Origin of the sequence: Amnibacterium sp., from assembly GCF_051956055.1 — a bacterium.
In the GTDB taxonomy this organism is placed as follows: domain Bacteria; phylum Actinomycetota; class Actinomycetes; order Actinomycetales; family Microbacteriaceae; genus Amnibacterium.
Genome location: NZ_JBQCGC010000047.1, coordinates 1 through 14,976, shown reverse-complemented (window position 1 = coordinate 14,976; position 14,976 = coordinate 1). Strand labels below are relative to the sequence as shown.

The window sequence follows — 14,976 nt, the reverse complement described above, 5'->3', positions numbered from 1 at the left end:
GGGGCCCCGGCGTCCACGCGCCGGGGCCCTTCCCCATCACCCTCCGAGCGAGAAGGATCTGGTCCGATGTCAGCGACGCAAGGTGGCGTCCGAGCCGCCGTCTCCAGTTCCGGCCGAACCGCGGTCCCCCGCGGCCGACGGTCCCGCCGAGTCGGCTACGGCTACTGGTGGTGGGCGCTGCCCGCGCTCGCCCTGACGATCGTCACGGTGTACATCACCACCGCATCGGGAGCGTTCTTCGCGTTCACGAACTGGAGCGGCGTCGGGTCGTTCGACTTCGTCGGCCTCACGAACTTCGTGAACATCTTCAAGACCCCTGAGCTCGTCGGCGCGCTGGTGAACACGCTCCTGCTGGCCTTCGGCTTCGTGGTCTTCACGAACATCCTCGGACTGCTGTTCGCGCTCGCGCTGAATCGGACGCTCAAGACCCGCTACGTGCTGCGGACCCTCGTGTTCATGCCCGTGGTGCTGAGCCCGGTGGCGGTGTCGTTCATCTGGAAGTTCATCTTCGATTACAACGGTCCGCTCAACCAGATCCTCGGCGCCGTCGGGCTGAAGTCGCTGCAGCAGACCTGGCTCGCGAACCCCACCCTGGCGCTCGCGTCGATCCTCGTCGTCCTCGTCTGGCAGAGCATCGGTTTCGTCATGGTGACCTACCTCGCCGGCCTCGCGACCGTGCCTCCCGAGCTCGAGGAGGCCGCCGCGCTCGACGGGGCCGGATTGTGGAACCGCTTCCGCAACGTCGTCGTCCCGATGATCCAGCCGTCGATCGCGATCGCGACCACCCTGACGCTGATCCAGGGGCTGCGGGTCTTCGACCAGGTGATGGCGCTGACCGGTGGAGGCCCGTCGAACGCCACCGAGACGCTCGCGACGGAGATCTACAACCAGACCTTCACCTATCAGCAGTTCGGCTTCGGCGCCGCGATGGCGCTCCTGCTCTCCGCACTGATCCTCGTCTTCACGATCGTCCAGCAGTACCTGACGCGTGACCGCACGCAGATGGGGCGGTGAACCACCGTGTTCCGCTACACCCGAGCCACGCTCGTCCTCGAGATCGTCACGATCATCGCCTCCCTGATCCTGCTCGCGCCGTTCTGGATCCTGCTCGTCGGCGCGTTCAAGACCGGGGATCAGATGCTGACCACTCCCGCCTTCGCACCGCCCACCGCGCCCACGCTGTCGAACTTCACCGAGCTGCTGAGCCCGTCGGGCGCGTCCTCCGGCAACATCTTCCTGGGCCTGCTGACGAGCGTGATCATCACCGCCGGCACCGTCGTCGCCCTGGTCGTGTTCGGCTCCCTCGCCGCGTACGTGCTGACCCGGAGCACGCGCCGGTGGAGCACCCGCGCGTACTACCTCTTCATGATCGCGATCGTGCTGCCGACGCAGCTCGGCACCCTCCCGCTCTACATCGGCGCGCGCGAGCTCGGGCTCGTCGGCTCGCCGATCGGCATGATCGTCATCTACACCGGCCAGCTGCTGCCACTCTCGGTGTTCCTCTACGGCGGCTTCTTCCGCCGGCTGCCGCTCGAGTACGAGGAGGCGGCGACGATCGACGGGGCGTCCCGGCTGCAGGTCTTCGCCCGCGTGGTCTTCCCGCTGATGTCGCCCGCGACGGGCACCGTGTCGATCCTCGCCGGGCTGATCGTCTGGAACGACTTCTTCACCGCGCTGATCTTCCTGAACGGGTCGGACTGGCAGACGCTCCCGGTCGTCATGTACAACTACGTCGGCTCGCTGGTGTCCCAGTGGAACCTGATCTTCGCGGTCGTCATCATCTCGATGATCCCGATCCTCGCGTTCTACGTCGTCGCGCAGAAGCGGTTCATCCAGGGCTACGCCGGTGGCCTCAAGAGCTGACGGGCCGATCCGGACCGCGATCGTCGGATTCGGCGGCATCGCGCGAGCCCTTCACGCGCAGCTCCTCGCAGCGCTCCCGGAGTGCGAGATCGTCGCGGTCGTCGCGCGGTCCGACGACGCGGCGGCCGATGCTGCCGCGGCTGTGCCCGGTGCGACCGTCGTGCGATCCGTCGAGGCCCTGCTCGCGATGGACGCGCTGCCGGACCTCGCGGTCGTCACCGCGCCCGACGACGCGCACGTCGAGCTCGGTCTCGCGCTGCTCGCCGCCGGCATCCCGACGGTCGTCGAGAAGCCCATCGCCCCCACGGTCGACGGGGCCGAGCGGCTGCTGGAAGCGGCGCAGGCCGCCGGGGTGCCGGTCGTCGCGTTCCAGAACAAGCGGTGGGACCGTGATTTCGCGACCGTCGCGGCTGCGGTGCGACGCGGTGACGTCGGCGAGGTGCTCCGCTACGAGGCGTGGCTGGTGCGGTGGAGTCCGGCGATCTGGGTCAACTGGCGCGAGGTCGCCCGGCCCGGCACGCTCGACGGGCCGCTCGCGGACATCGGCAGCCACCTCGTCGACCAGGCCGTGGCCCTCCTCGGCCCGGTGGACACCGTGACCGCCGAGCTCGACCGTCGACGGCCCGGCACGCAGGTCGTCGACGACGGGTTCCTCGCGCTGCACCACGCCTCCGGTGTGCGGACCCACCTGCACCTCGGTGCGCTCACCTCCTGGCCCGCGCCTCGCTTCGTGGTGCAGGGCACCGAAGCGGCACTCGTCTCCACGGGCGACGACGGTCAGTTCGCCGCGATGTTCAACGGTGTCGGGCCCGACGATCCACGATGGGGTTCCTTCGACTCGTTCGAGGTCGTGCGTCACACGGGTGGGCCGCCCGGACCGGTCCCCCTTCCCGGTGCGGCCACGCCGGTCGCCGCGATCGAGACGGACGCCCGCGAGTACTACCGGATGCTCGCGGCGGCGCTGCGCCAGGGAGGCCCGCTGCCGGTCGAGCCGACCGAGTCGCTGCACGTGCTCCGCGTCCTGGACGCCGCCGCGCGCTCCGCCGCAGCCGACGGCGTTCGGGTCGTGGTCGAATGACGGTCGATTCTGCATGAAGCGTGCGGATACCATCGCGCGGGTGACCAACACGAGCCCCGACCGTCGCGACACCACGCCGCCGTCCGGACGCGATGTCCTGCTGCTCGCGCAGATCGTCGACCTCGTCCGCACCGGCGTCGCGAACACGCGACCGGACCTCGAGCAGGCGACGGGCCTCGGCCGCACCGTGGTGAACGAGCGGCTGCGCGAGGGCATGGACCTCGGCATCCTGGAGGAGGGCGGCACCGCGCAGGCGGAGCGCGGCCGGCCGTCGCGCACCGTGCGTTTCCGCGCGGAAGCCGGTCTGATCCTCAGCGCCGGCTTCGCGGACAACTCCGTCTGGGCATCGGCCAGCGACCTCGAGGGCGTCTCGCTCGCTCGGACGTCGGCGGACGCCGACGTGCTCGACGGCCCGGACGTGGTCCTGCCGATCGTCGACGCGCAGTTCCGGGCGCTGCTGAAGCGCGTCCGCGGCCGCGACGTCTGGGGCCTCGCGCTCGGCCTCCCCGGTCCCGTCGATTTCGCGAGTGGGCGCATGGTCGCGCCGCCGATCATGCACGGCTGGGACGGCTTCGACGTGCGCGGCTGGTTCCGGAACCGCTACGAAGCCCCGGTCTGGGTCGACAACGACGACAACCTCCGCGCCTTCGGCGAGTGGGCGATCGATCAGCCGCACGACGTCCGGGACCTCCTCTACGTGGAGATCGGCGAGGGCATCGGCAGCGGTCTCGTCACCGGCGGTCGGCTGCACCGCGGCGACACCGGGGCAGCAGGCGACATCGGACACTTCCGCGTCACCGACGACCCAACGGCCCTGTGCCGCTGCGGGCGCACCGGCTGCCTCGCCGCGGTCGCGAGCGGGTGGGGTCTCGCCCGGATCCTCACCGCGGCCGCGGAGCGTGGTGACAGCCCGCTGCTCGCCGAGCTGCTGCAGCGGGAGGGCCGGATCGCCGGTCATGAGCTCGCCGCGGCGATCGCGGCCGAGGACCCGGTCACGATGGCCGCTGTGCGCCGCGCCGCGCACCTGGCGGGCCTCACCGTCGCCGGTGTCGTGAACTTCGCGAACCCGGGCACGCTGGTCCTCGGCGGGAGCGCGCTCCGGGGCACGGACCTCTTCTTCGACACCTTCAAGGCCGCCGTGCTCGAGCAGACCATCGAGCTCGCCGCGCAGCACCTCGTGATCCGCCCGAGCTCCGACGAGTTCGAGATCGGCACCGTCGGCGGCGCACTGCTCGTCGTGCGCCGGCTGTTCCGGCTGGACGCGCTGCAGCTGTGGCTCGGCGCCGGTACCCCCATCGGGTCCGCGGTCCGGATCCAGCAACTCGTCTGACACCTGATGCGGTGATTACCGACTGATGTGGCCCGGATCCGGGCCACATCAGTCGGGGATCGCCGCACAGGGCGTGGCCTCAGCCGACGATCGGGCGCAGCACCTTCTGCACGTACCAGCCGCTCACCATCGTGCTCTCGGCGGGGTGCGGGCTCTGATCGGACTCGACGACGATCCAGCCCTCGTAGCCGGTGTCCGCGACGGCGTGCATGAACGCCTCGAAATCGACCAGCCCGGGCTCGTCGCTCGGCTCGAAGAACCAGCGGCCGATGCGCCGCGCGCCGCCCTCCGTGCGGACGAACTGCTCGGCGTGCGGGGTGCGCGCCTCCTCGTCGTCCACGCGGTCATGGGCGTCCTTCAGCTGGATGTGGCGCACCCGGTCGGCCCGCCGGCGGAGGAACTCGACGGGGTCGATGCCGGCGATCGCGAACTCCGCGGTGTCGATCGCGACGCCGACCAGCTCCGGATCCGTCACGTCGAGCAGGCGGTCGAGCCCGTCCTCCAGCCGCAGGGCGGACAGGAAGTCGAGGTGCAGCGCGAGCGCCACGCCGTGCTCGCGCACGGCGGCGCCCACCGCGTTCCAGCACGTCGCCAGGACGGCGATCTGCTCGTCGCTCAAGGCACCGGTCTGCCACGCCGAGCCCGCGGGACGCACGACCAGCGTGCTGCCCCCCAGGCGCTGCAGCGCATCCGCGAACCACACCGCGGTCGAGATGATCCTCGGGTGCCCCGCCGGGTCGAGCGGGTCGGGCCCGCGCCCCATCTCGACGTCGAACCCGACGAACGGGTCGTAGACATAGCTGCTCACCGCCGTGAGCGCGCAGGCGCGCAGGACCTCGAGGAGTCCCTCCAGGGAGCCGTACAGATCGGCGATCTGCTGCGGGGTGCCGAACGGCTCCCACGCGCCGAAGCTGACCGCGGTCAGCTCGACGCCTTCGAACCCGCTGATGGCGACGGTCTTCAGCGCCCGCTCGTGGTCGCGCTTGCGCACGAACGCGTCGATGTTCGTGTCCCACTGGTTGAGGGCGTAGCCCCACCGGATGTCGCTCATCGTGCTTCCTCGTAGATGCCGTCGAGCACGTGCTTCGCGTACCAGCGCGCGATCGCCGTGCTCTCGGCGTAGTCGCCGCCGAGCTTGTCCGCCTTGTCGTGCTCCACGCTGATCCAGCCGCGGTAGCCGTGGTCGCGGACGGACCGCATCATCGCCTCGAAGTCGACGAGACCTTCCGTCGTGCCCATTTCGGAGAACCACTTCTCCGTCGTGACCGCGGAGAGCTCGGCGTCGGGGTACAGCCGGTAGTCCTCGTTCGTGTCCTTGAACCGGGTGTCCTTGAAGTGGAACCCCGTGACCCGCTCGTGGTGCGCCTCGTAGACATCGACCGGGTCCACGTCCGCGATGCAGTGCTGCGCCGTGTCGACGAAGAACTTCACGTAGCGCGGATCGGCGTACCCGTAGAACGCGTCGATCTGGGCCCGGGTGCGGATGCCGCCGTAGAACTCGTGGTGGCAGGTGAGGTTCACCCCGGCCTGCTGCGTCAGCTCGCCGACCTTCCCCCAGATGTCGGCCGCGTGCTTCAACCCGTCGTCGGTGACGCCCTGCTCGTCGAAGAAGCGGGAGCCCGGCATGACGATGATGTTGTCGAGCTGGATCCCCGACCACATGTCGAGCGTGAACTTGAAGTCGTCGAGGATGTTGCCGTGCGTCGCCGGCACCTCGGGCGCGTAGCGGTCCGGCGTGTAGTAGACGCCGTGGAAGGTGTTGACGATCCGCTCCAGGCCCTGCTCCTGGACGAACTCCTGGTAGTTCGCGACCGAGCCGTACTGCTCCAGGATCTGCCAGATCCGGAAGTCGAAGGTGTCGATGGCGTCGAACCCGACCGCCGCGACCTGCTGCAGGAACCGCTTCATCGCGAGCCTCGACTGCCACTGGTCGATCGGGCCGGCCGGCCCGTTGCTGCGCCAGTGGTCCATGTAGCTCCACTTGATCCCGCGCGGTGCGGGATCGCCGGTGGTCGTCGTGGTCATGCCGGTCTCCGTCTTCTCGGTCATCGCTTCGCCACCCCGAGCTCGTGCTGGAGGTAGAAGCTGTTGAGCATCGCGAGCTCCGCGGGGTTGCCGCCGTGGTCGCTCTCCACGACGACCCAGCCGGTGTAGTCGTGTGCGCGGAGGGCCGCGACGAACGCGGGGACGTCGACGAGCCCGCCCTCGGTGCCGAGCTCGAAGAACCACCGCTCGATGCGCCGGCCGGCGCCGCCTTTCAGCATCGTGGACTCGGCACCGGGCATGCGGTACTCCTCCCCCGCGTCCCGGAACCGGGTGTCCTTCAGGTGCACGTGGGTGACGCGGTCGGCGTGCGCCTCGTAGAACGCGACGGGATCGATGCCGCCGACCGTCAGCTCCGCGGTGTCGAGCGCGAACCCGACGAGCGCAGGGTCGGTCGCGTCGAGCAGGCGCTCGACGTCCTCGGCCGTGTGGACCGCGCCGAGGCAGTCGTAGTGCAGCGCGAGCCCGATGCCCGCGTCGGCCGCGCGGCGTCCGATGCGGTTCCAGAGGTCGCCGAGCACGGCGTACTCCTCCGGCGCGAGTGGGGCGCCCATCCAGGCCGAGTGGGCCGGTCGGACGACGAGCTGCTCCGCGCCGACCGCCGCGGTGAAGTCGATCAGAGGCGTCGACCACTCGACGATCGCATCTGCGTCCGCGGGGTTCCGGGCGAAGCGGAAGGCGTAGTTCTCCTCCTCCTCGGCCGGCGCGCTCGGGTCCCAGAAGACGCTCGAGACCTGCTGCACGCCCGCCTCCCGCAGGAACGCCAGGAAGCCCTCGGCGGAGCCGTGGTTCCGGAGGATCACCTCGGGGCGGGCGATGTTGTCCCACCGTCCGGTGCCGGACGGCAGCTCGACGGCCTCGAACCCGGAGGCGGCCAGGGTCTGCAGGGCGCGCCGGTGGTCGGTGTGCCGCACGAACACGTCGAGGCGGAAGTTCCACTGGTTCAGCCCGTAGGACCAGCGCAGCGAATCCTTCATCGAGCCGCCCCCGCCCTTGCGTCGCGCTCCGCCTCGGCGAGCACCGTGTCGATGTAGTGCTTCGCGACGGCCGTCGCCTCGGCGTAGCTCCCGCCGCCGAGCTCGGCCTTGTCGTGCTCGACCGTCAGCCAGCCGTCGTAGCCGGACGCGACGATCTCCTTCATCAGCGCCGGGAAGTCCACGAGGCCGCCCTCGGTGCCCATCTCGAAGAACCAGCGGGTCGTGTGCGGCGCCTGGAGCTCGGGGTCCGGCGGCGTGCGGTACTGCTCCTGGCGGTCCACGTCGTGGGTGTCCTTGAAGTGGAACCCGGTCACGCGGTCCTTGACGTCCCGGAACAGCTGCACGGGATCGACGCCCGCGATCGTGTGCTGCGCCGTGTCGATGAACGCGAAGACGACCTCGGGGTCCGTGTACTCGAAGAACAGGTCGAGCTGCTCGCGGGTGCGGATCGCGCCCCAGAACTCGAAGTGGCACGTCGTCCGCACGCCGTGCTCGAGCGTCATCCGCCCGACGCGGTTCCAGAGGTCCGCGACCGTCTTGATCGTCTCGTCGGTGACCGGCTCGGTCTGCCAGTGCGTGGAGGTCGGCATGACGATGAAGTTCTCGACGGAGAGCCCCTCGATCATCCGCATGATGCCCTCGCTGTCGGCGAGGATGCGGTCGTGCGTCTCGCGCACGTGCGGCGCCGCCCACTTCGACGCGGTCGGATACGCGGAGAAGATCCCGGTGATCTTGTCGAAGCCGAGCTCCTGCAGGTACTGCTCGAACCCCTTCACCGAGCCGTACATCCCCATGTACACGGGGAGGGAGAAGAAGAAGGTGTCGAACCCGGTGAATCCGAGCGCGGCCAGCTGCTTCAGGTAACGGTCCATCGTCGCGCGGTTGAACGTCGGCGGCTGCGGCCCCTGCGGGGTCTCCGTGACCCAGTGGTCCATGTACGACCACTTGCGCCAGGTCATGACCGCTCGCTCGAGAACGCCGCGTCGAAGGCGGCGTCGGACGGGGTGACCGCGTTCGCGCGCACGAACGCGAGCGCCTGCGGGGCGCCGACGAGCCGATCCATGCCGGCGTCCTCCCACTCCACCGACAGCGGGCCGTCGTAGCCGATCGAGTTCAGCGCGCGGAAGCAGCGCTGCCACGGCACGTCGCCGAGCCCGACCGAGACGAAGTCCCAGCCGCGCCGGGGATCCGCCCACGCGAGGTGGGAGGAGAGCCGACCATTGCGGCCGTTGCCCGTCTGCACCTTCGAGTCCTTGCAGTGCACGTGGTAGATCCGGTCCGCGAAGTCGACGATGAAGCCGACCGGGTCGATCTGCTGCCAGACCATGTGACTCGGGTCCCAGTTCAGGCCGAACGCCTCCCGGTGCCCGATCGCGTCGAGCATCCGCTTCGTCGTCCAGTAGTCGTAGGCGATCTCGCTCGGGTGCACCTCGAACGCGAAGCGCACGCCCACCTCGTCGAACACGTCGAGGATCGGGTTCCACCGGTCCGCGAAGTCCCGGTAGCCGGCCTCGACCATCTCGTCGGGCACCGGCGGGAACATCGCGACGGTCTTCCAGATCGACGAGCCGGTGAACCCGGTGACGGTCTTCACGCCGAGCGCCGCGGCCATGCGCGCGGTGTCCTTCAGCTCCTCCGCCGCGCGCCGGCGCACGCCCTCGGGCTCGCCGTCGCCCCACACCCGGTCGGGCACGATGCCGCGGTGCCGGGCGTCGATCGGGTCGTCGCAGACGGCCTGCCCCACGAGGTGGTTCGAGATCGTGAAGACCTGGAGGCCGTTGCGCTCGAGGATCGCCTTCCGGCCCGCGACGTACTCGGCGTCCGCGTGGCGGCTCACGTCGAGGTGGTCGCCCCAGGAGGCGATCTCGAGGCCGTCGAAGCCCCACTCCCCCGCCAGGCGCGCCACCTCCTCGAAGGGCAGGTCGGCCCACTGACCGGTGAACAGGGTGACCGGGCGGGCCATCAGGACTCCTGCTGCAGGAGGGTGCGGATCAGGGCGTGCTGCCGGCGCAGCTGGTCGGCGGTGCGCCCGGTGGCGTAGTCGCCCTCGTACTCGCTGGACAGGTAGCCGGTCCAGCCGTGCCGGACGAGGACCTCGAGGAACTCGGCCCACGGGATGGAGTGGTCCTGCAGGTCGTCGTCGATCTCGTAGAACTTCGCCTGCACGTGGACGACGTGCGGCATGATCGCCTCGAGGTCCGAGACGGGCACGACCGGGGTGATCGGCGGCCGAGCGCCGCCGTTGCCCATCCGCATGGCCGTACCGCCGCCGCGGCCGTGCATCGCCTTCTGGAAGACGCCGGTGTCGATGAGCAGACCGAAGTGCTCCGTTCCCGTGCGCTCCTTGAACGCGATGTAGTCGTCGACGACCTTCGACCGGATGACGCTCGGCCAGTGGATCTCCGGGCAGATCACGATGTCCTTCTCGGCCGCGAGGTCGAGCACACGCTCGGTCGCGGTCTCCCAGACCGGGTGCGGCTCGAGGTCGGAGGTCACGACGCCGAGCTTCGGCCGCACCCACCTGAAGCCGAGCGTCGAGGCGAGCCGGATGTCGGTCTCGAGCTGCTGGACCGCCTCGTCCTCCGTGATGTCGCGGCCCGGGAAGCGGCGCGTGTCGATCCAGGAGCCGTAGCAGGTGGGCGTGAGGCCGAACCGGTCGAGCCGCTCGAACCAGCCGTCGATCCAGGCGGTTGACGGGTTCGGGTAGTCCTCGACGTGCGCCTCGCCGAGGATCTCCAGCCCGGTCGCGCCGAGGTCGGCGACGTCCGCGATGCAGTCGTCGAGCGTCATCGTGACGCCGAACTCGCTCGTGTAGCTGTACAGGGAGACGCCGAACTCGAGCCCCTTCGTCGCGTCACTCATCGGGTGATCACCAGCTTCCGCTGCTCGGTCCAGTACGAGGGCTGGAGCTCTTCGGGGATGTAGGACATGCGCAGGCCGAGCTCGACCTGCACGTCGTGGAAGCCGATCGAGAGCGGCTCGTCGCGCGGGACGCGGAGTACGGCCGGCACGTCGACCGGCCAGCGGAGGTCGGTCGGCTCCTGCAGGTCGGCGATCGTGAAGGACGCGTCGCCGATGGTCCAGCGGATCGACGCCGCGTCGAAGGCCTCGCCGTCCACCTCGATCGTCGCGCCCTCCAGAAGGTTCGCCCAGAGGCCGCGGTAGTACGGCAGCCGCAGCCGGATCTCGAATCCGCCCGGGGCGTTCTTGAACCCCCCGGTCTGGATCATGGGTGTGTCGAGCATCAGCGTCCTTCCGTGTCGAGCGCGCGGGCGAATCGATCGACGGTCCGGCGCGCTGCCGGGTCGTCGACGTGGTTCAGGTAGCCGTGGGCGCTGCCGCGCTCCTGCGACACGGCGACGTCGACGCCGGCGATCGCGAGTTCGGCGCCGAACGCCTCGCCGGAGGCGCGGAGGCGATCCGGGCCGGCGTTCACGATCGTGGTGGGCGGCAGGCCGCGGACGTCGTGGCCGCCGGGGAACGCGTACGGGTCCGCGAGCAGCGCGGGGTCGCCGACGTAGTTCAGCGCCAACACGCCGTCCGGCTCCACGACGTCCGGTCCGAGCGCCTCCGCGAGGTCCGGGCGCGGCGCGGGCAGGTCGGCGTGGAGCACGCCGTAGCAGAGCAGCAGCGCGGACGGCGCGCGAGCGCCCCGGTCCCGCGCCCGCAGCGCCGCTCCCGCAGCCAGGTTCGCGCCGGCACTGGCGCCGCCGATCGCGACTCGGTCTGCATCCCCGCCGAGCTCGGCCGCGTGCTCCGTGGCCCAGTCGAACGCGGCGAGCAGCTGCAGCGAGGCGACCGGGAACCGCACCCGGGGACCCGATGCCGCGATCTCGGCCTCGATCTGCTGACGCGAGGGCATGTTCGGCCCTCGCGCCTCGTCGGGGAGCTCGAGCAGCGGGTCGGCGGGCGCGAGCGAGTAGCCCACGGAGACGACCGCCACGCCGCGCTCGGCGAGCAGGTGGGCCGTCTGGTCCGCCTCCGGCATGTCGAGCGTGCCACCGAGGAAGCCGCCGCCGTGCGCCCAGACGAGCGTCGCTCCGGTCGGCCGAGCAGCCGGGTACACGCGGACGCGGAACGCGTGCCCCGCCGCCTCGAGCGCGACCTCGCGGATCTCGGCGAGCGTGCTCACGCGACGTCCGCCGAGGCGGGCACGCGGGCGCCGATGCGCTCGGCGATCGCCCGCGCGCCGCGGACCGCGAGCGCGACGGAGGTGAGCGTGGGGTTGCAGGCGATGGGGGTGGGGATGACGCAGTTGCCCGCGACGTAGAGTCCGTCGACGCCCCAGACCTCCGAGGTCGGGCCGCAGACGGACGTGCCGTCGTCGGTCTCGCCCATCCGCGCGGAGCCCTGGTAGTGGAGGGAGGCGCCCGGCGACAGCTCGAGCGGCTCGTCGCCGATGAACTCGCCGAGCACGCTCGCCGCCCGCTTGATCTCTGCGCGGGCCCGCTCGATGGTGCGCCGGTCCCGGTTGGTGAGGACGTAGTGGACCGCCGGCTTCGGCATCCCGAACTCGTCGGTCTCCTCGTCGCTGAACTCGACCCGGTCGTCCGCTCGCAGATCCTTCGCACAGAACCAGCCGAGCCCGACGATCGTGCCGGGCTCGGGCTCGTCGTCCCCGACGAGCGGGATCGGCGAGGCGTCGAGCTGCATCACCTGGCCGTGGAAGGGTTCCGCATCGGTGTAGGGCACCCACGACACCCCGCCCTCGCCGACGATCTCCGACCGACCGCGTGGGTCCTGCTCGGCGACGGGCGACGGCGAGAGGTCCCGGAGACGGACGGCGAACACGACCTGGGGCTGGTCGTTGAGGTACCGGCCGAGCGCGGGAGGGCGGACGCCGGAGGCGAAGAGCACCTGCGGCGTGCGCAGGGCGTCCGCGGCGACGACGACGAAGCGGGCGCGGACCTCGTGCTCGCCGCCCTCGGCGCGGTCCTCGACCACAACGCCGGCCGCGCGGCCGTCCTCGACGATCACGCGGCGGACGAGCGCCTCCGGGAACAGCGTGAAGTCCGGGTTGGCGCGGGTCGCGTCGCCGAACACGATGTCGGAGCCGCTCCACACGAGCGCGCCGTCCTCGCGGCGGTGCACGGCGAGCGGCATGGGCCGCACGGTGCGATCGGCGGCACGGCCGGGGTCGAACTCGGCCCCGAGCCGCGCGCGGACGACGTCCGAGTAGGGGGCGCCGGCGAACGGGTTCCGGTCGACGCCGAGCAGCCGGTCGGCGTCGTCGAGCAGCTCCTCGAGGTCGGGCAGGAACGCGACGCGCTCGCTCTCGCCCGGCCGGGGGCATGCGCCCGTCCAGTGGGCGCCCATGCCGCCGACGTTCGTGGACATGGCGGCGGCCGGCAGCCCGTCCTCGCCCGGCTGCTGGTACCCGTCCGGCAGCACCTGCGTGCCGGAGCGGACGACCCGCTTCATCGGATCGGCGTACGTCCGCGCCTCGGCCCTGGTGGTGTGCGGCCGGAGGCCCTCCGAGCGGCGCTGCGCTTCGAGGCGCGCGCCGTCGTCGTCGATGTTCTTCACGTGCACGCCGGGCGGTTCCGCGAGCAGCGGCCCCGCCTCGAAGAGCGCGATCCGGGTGCCGGGGCTCCGCTCGCTCAGGACGCGGGCGTACGCCGCGCCGGTGGGTCCGCTGCCGACGATGACCACGTCGACCTCGTTCGGGAACGTCCTCGCCATACCGGCCCTCCGCGACTCGCGCCGCTGCTCCGCGGCCGGTCCGATATTTGCATAAAATCGGCAGAAGTCCAACGATGGATGACGCAAGCGCGACGACGCGCCACCCAGGAGGAGCGCGATGACGGGGACGAGCGGCCCGGCGGCGCGGATGATCGCGACCCTCGCCGGACTGCGCCCGGACCTCACGCCGCTGAGGGGCTCCCGGGACTACCGGCGCCTGTACGCGTCGAGCGCGATCAGCCTGCTCGGCTCCATGGTGACCGCGGTGGCCGCACCCCTGCAGCTCAAGGAGCTGACCGGCTCGACGATCGCGGTCGGGCTCGTCGGCGTCGCCGAGGTCGTGCCGATGATCGTGTGCTCGCTCTGGGGCGGCGCGATCGCGGACGTGCACGATCGGCGGCGTGTGCTCATCCTGACCGAGGCGGCCGCCCTGCTGGCGTCGCTGCTCCTCGCGGTGAACGCGCTGCTCCCCTCCCCCTCCGTGGCGCTCATCTACGTGGCCGCGGCCGGGGCGTCCGGCGCCGCCGCCCTCCACCGCCCGAGCGCCGAGGCGATGCTCGCCCGGCTCATCCCGCGGGAGCAGCAGGCCGCGGCCGCAGCGCTGATGGGTCTGCAGACCACGGCGGGCACGATCCTGGGCCCGGCCATCGGCGGTGTCCTCGCCGCCACGGCGCTGCCCGCCGCGTACCTCGTCGACGTGGCCTCGTTCGTGGTCTCCCTGGTCCTGCTCGCGCGGCTCGCCCCCATGCGGGCGGGCGGCGAGCACGACCGGGTCTCCCTCGCGGGCATCGGCTGGGGGGTCCGCTACGCGTTCGGCAGGAGGGACCTGCTCGGCACGTACCTCGTCGACATCGGGGCGATGCTGCTCGCGATGCCCCAGGCGCTGTACCCGTTCCTCGCCGACCGGCTCGGTGTGCCCGGCGGGGTCGGCCTGCTCTACTCCGCCGGCGCGATCGGCAGCGCGGTCGTCACGCTCACGGGCGGGTGGATGCCGCGCGTGCGGCGCCCGGGTCGCGCGGTCGTGCTCGCCGCCGCGTCCTGGGGTCTCGCGATCGCCGCCGCGGGCGCAGCCCCGATGTTCTGGATGGTGGTCGGCTTCCTCGTGGTCGCCGGCGCGTTCGACATGGTCTCGGGCGTGTTCCGGGGCGCGATCTGGAACAGCACGATCCCGAACGAGCTGCGCGGTCGGCTCGCCGGGATCGAGCTGCTCTCGTACTCGACGGGTCCCTCGCTCGGCAACGCGCGAGCGGGGCTGATGGCGAGCGTGATCGGGGTGCGTCCCGCGATCACGATCGGCGGCCTCGCCTGCGTCGGTGTCGTCGCGGCGACCGCGACCGCGCTGCCGGCGCTCTGGCGCGCACGGATCGACGGGCACGCACTGCCCGAGAAGGAGGAGGCGGCATGAGCATCGACGTCGAGGGGGTGCTGGCCCGGATGTCGTGGCGGGACAAGCTCGACCAGCTGCAGATCGTCTGGCGGCGGGATCCGGACGACGCGGCCGCACTCGCCCGCCGCGGCATCGGCGCGCTGTTCTGGCCCGGGAGCGCCGCCGCGACGAACGCCCTCCAACGCGTCGCGGTCGAGGAGAGCCCGCACGGGATCCCGCTGCTGATCGGGCTCGACGTGGTGCACGGCCAGCGGACCACGTTCCCCACCCCGCTCGCGTCGGCGAGCAGCTTCGACCCGGACGTCGCCGAGCTCGACGCGCGGGTGACCGCGACGGAGGCCCGGTCGGGCGGCGTGAACTGGACCTTCTCCCCGATGGTCGACGTCTCGCGCGATCCGCGCTGGGGCCGGGTCGTCGAGGGGTTCGGCGAGGATCCGTTCCTCACGGCCGTGTTCGGCACGGCGAAGGTGCGCGGGTACCAGGGAGCGTCGCTCGCCGATCCCGACGCGCTCGCCGCCTGCCTGAAGCACTTCGCGGGCTACGGCTTCGCGGAGGGCGGCCGGGACTACAACACGGTCGACATGTCGGAGCAGCGGCTCCGGAACGTGGTGCTGGA

General features: G+C 71.3%; 15 protein-coding genes. 6 read left to right on the top strand and 9 right to left on the bottom strand.

Going from position 1 to position 14,976, the window contains the following annotated elements:
- Positions 1-66 precede the first annotated feature (66 nt).
- Genes ACTHLI_RS07210 through ACTHLI_RS07195 form a run of 4 tightly spaced genes read left to right on the top strand, consistent with a single transcriptional unit; the run spans position 67 to position 4,271 of the window.
- Positions 67-1,014: a carbohydrate ABC transporter permease gene (locus ACTHLI_RS07210; RefSeq protein WP_440182479.1), complete on the top strand. Its 948-nt coding sequence runs from the start codon at positions 67-69 to the stop codon at positions 1,012-1,014.
- 6 nt (positions 1,015-1,020) lie between these two features.
- Entirely contained in the window at positions 1,021-1,863 is an 843-nt protein-coding gene (locus ACTHLI_RS07205) for a carbohydrate ABC transporter permease (protein WP_440182478.1), read from the top strand.
- Positions 1,847-2,941, top strand: a complete 1,095-nt coding sequence (locus tag ACTHLI_RS07200; protein ID WP_440182477.1) for a Gfo/Idh/MocA family protein — start codon at positions 1,847-1,849, stop codon at positions 2,939-2,941. The genes ACTHLI_RS07205 and ACTHLI_RS07200 overlap by 17 nt, the downstream gene beginning before the upstream one ends.
- Positions 2,942-2,981: 40 nt before the next feature.
- On the top strand, positions 2,982-4,271 hold the full coding sequence (locus tag ACTHLI_RS07195; protein WP_440182476.1) for an ROK family protein: 1,290 nt from the start codon (positions 2,982-2,984) through the stop codon (positions 4,269-4,271).
- 79 nt (positions 4,272-4,350) lie between these two features.
- Here ACTHLI_RS07195 and ACTHLI_RS07190 read toward each other — a convergent pair whose 3' ends face one another.
- The 9 genes from ACTHLI_RS07190 to ACTHLI_RS07150 are packed head-to-tail and all read right to left on the bottom strand — an operon-like array spanning position 4,351 to position 12,973.
- Entirely contained in the window at positions 4,351-5,322 is a 972-nt protein-coding gene (locus tag ACTHLI_RS07190) for a sugar phosphate isomerase/epimerase family protein (protein WP_440182475.1), read from the bottom strand.
- Positions 5,319-6,320, bottom strand: a complete 1,002-nt coding sequence (locus ACTHLI_RS07185) for a sugar phosphate isomerase/epimerase family protein (protein ID WP_440182474.1) — start codon at positions 6,318-6,320, stop codon at positions 5,319-5,321. The genes ACTHLI_RS07190 and ACTHLI_RS07185 overlap by 4 nt, the downstream gene beginning before the upstream one ends.
- Entirely contained in the window at positions 6,317-7,291 is a 975-nt protein-coding gene (locus ACTHLI_RS07180; protein WP_440182473.1) for a sugar phosphate isomerase/epimerase family protein, read from the bottom strand. The genes ACTHLI_RS07185 and ACTHLI_RS07180 overlap by 4 nt, the downstream gene beginning before the upstream one ends.
- Positions 7,288-8,250, bottom strand: a complete 963-nt coding sequence (locus ACTHLI_RS07175; protein WP_440182472.1) for a sugar phosphate isomerase/epimerase family protein — start codon at positions 8,248-8,250, stop codon at positions 7,288-7,290. The genes ACTHLI_RS07180 and ACTHLI_RS07175 overlap by 4 nt, the downstream gene beginning before the upstream one ends.
- On the bottom strand, positions 8,247-9,254 hold the full coding sequence (locus ACTHLI_RS07170; protein ID WP_440182471.1) for a sugar phosphate isomerase/epimerase family protein: 1,008 nt from the start codon (positions 9,252-9,254) through the stop codon (positions 8,247-8,249). The genes ACTHLI_RS07175 and ACTHLI_RS07170 overlap by 4 nt, the downstream gene beginning before the upstream one ends.
- Positions 9,254-10,153: a sugar phosphate isomerase/epimerase family protein gene (locus ACTHLI_RS07165; protein ID WP_440182470.1), complete on the bottom strand. Its 900-nt coding sequence runs from the start codon at positions 10,151-10,153 to the stop codon at positions 9,254-9,256. The genes ACTHLI_RS07170 and ACTHLI_RS07165 overlap by 1 nt, the downstream gene beginning before the upstream one ends.
- Positions 10,150-10,536 carry a C-glycoside deglycosidase beta subunit domain-containing protein gene (locus ACTHLI_RS07160; protein WP_440182469.1) on the bottom strand — a complete coding sequence of 129 codons (387 nt, stop codon included), beginning with the start codon at positions 10,534-10,536 and terminating at the stop codon, positions 10,150-10,152. Before ACTHLI_RS07160 ends, ACTHLI_RS07165 begins: the two co-directional genes overlap by 4 nt.
- Entirely contained in the window at positions 10,536-11,423 is an 888-nt protein-coding gene (locus ACTHLI_RS07155) for an alpha/beta hydrolase (protein ID WP_440182468.1), read from the bottom strand. Before ACTHLI_RS07155 ends, ACTHLI_RS07160 begins: the two co-directional genes overlap by 1 nt.
- Positions 11,420-12,973: a GMC oxidoreductase gene (locus tag ACTHLI_RS07150; RefSeq protein ID WP_440182467.1), complete on the bottom strand. Its 1,554-nt coding sequence runs from the start codon at positions 12,971-12,973 to the stop codon at positions 11,420-11,422. The genes ACTHLI_RS07155 and ACTHLI_RS07150 overlap by 4 nt, the downstream gene beginning before the upstream one ends.
- Positions 12,974-13,091: 118 nt before the next feature.
- Here ACTHLI_RS07150 and ACTHLI_RS07145 point away from each other — a divergent pair, with 118 nt between their 5' ends.
- A complete protein-coding gene (locus ACTHLI_RS07145) occupies positions 13,092-14,378 on the top strand; it encodes an MFS transporter (RefSeq protein WP_440182466.1) in 1,287 nt (428 codons plus the stop codon).
- Positions 14,375-14,976: glycoside hydrolase family 3 N-terminal domain-containing protein (locus tag ACTHLI_RS07140; RefSeq protein WP_440182465.1), on the top strand; the 602-nt coding region annotated here is incomplete at its 3' end. The genes ACTHLI_RS07145 and ACTHLI_RS07140, both read left to right, overlap by 4 nt.

Excerpts from the sequence above, each read along its gene's own strand:
- ACTHLI_RS07150 (WP_440182467.1), bottom strand. The coding sequence starts at position 12,973 with ATGGCGAGGACGTTCCCGAACGAGGTCGACGTGGTCATCGTCGGCAGC.
- ACTHLI_RS07185 (WP_440182474.1), bottom strand. The coding sequence starts at position 6,320 with ATGACCGAGAAGACGGAGACCGGCATGACCACGACGACCACCGGCGAT.
- ACTHLI_RS07190 (WP_440182475.1), bottom strand. The coding sequence starts at position 5,322 with ATGAGCGACATCCGGTGGGGCTACGCCCTCAACCAGTGGGACACGAAC.
- ACTHLI_RS07175 (WP_440182472.1), bottom strand. The coding sequence starts at position 8,250 with ATGACCTGGCGCAAGTGGTCGTACATGGACCACTGGGTCACGGAGACC.
- ACTHLI_RS07210 (WP_440182479.1), top strand. The coding sequence starts at position 67 with ATGTCAGCGACGCAAGGTGGCGTCCGAGCCGCCGTCTCCAGTTCCGGC.
- ACTHLI_RS07145 (WP_440182466.1), top strand. The coding sequence starts at position 13,092 with ATGACGGGGACGAGCGGCCCGGCGGCGCGGATGATCGCGACCCTCGCC.
- ACTHLI_RS07160 (WP_440182469.1), bottom strand. The coding sequence starts at position 10,536 with ATGCTCGACACACCCATGATCCAGACCGGGGGGTTCAAGAACGCCCCG.
- ACTHLI_RS07170 (WP_440182471.1), bottom strand. The coding sequence starts at position 9,254 with ATGGCCCGCCCGGTCACCCTGTTCACCGGTCAGTGGGCCGACCTGCCC.
- ACTHLI_RS07180 (WP_440182473.1), bottom strand. The coding sequence starts at position 7,291 with ATGAAGGATTCGCTGCGCTGGTCCTACGGGCTGAACCAGTGGAACTTC.
- ACTHLI_RS07165 (WP_440182470.1), bottom strand. The coding sequence starts at position 10,153 with ATGAGTGACGCGACGAAGGGGCTCGAGTTCGGCGTCTCCCTGTACAGC.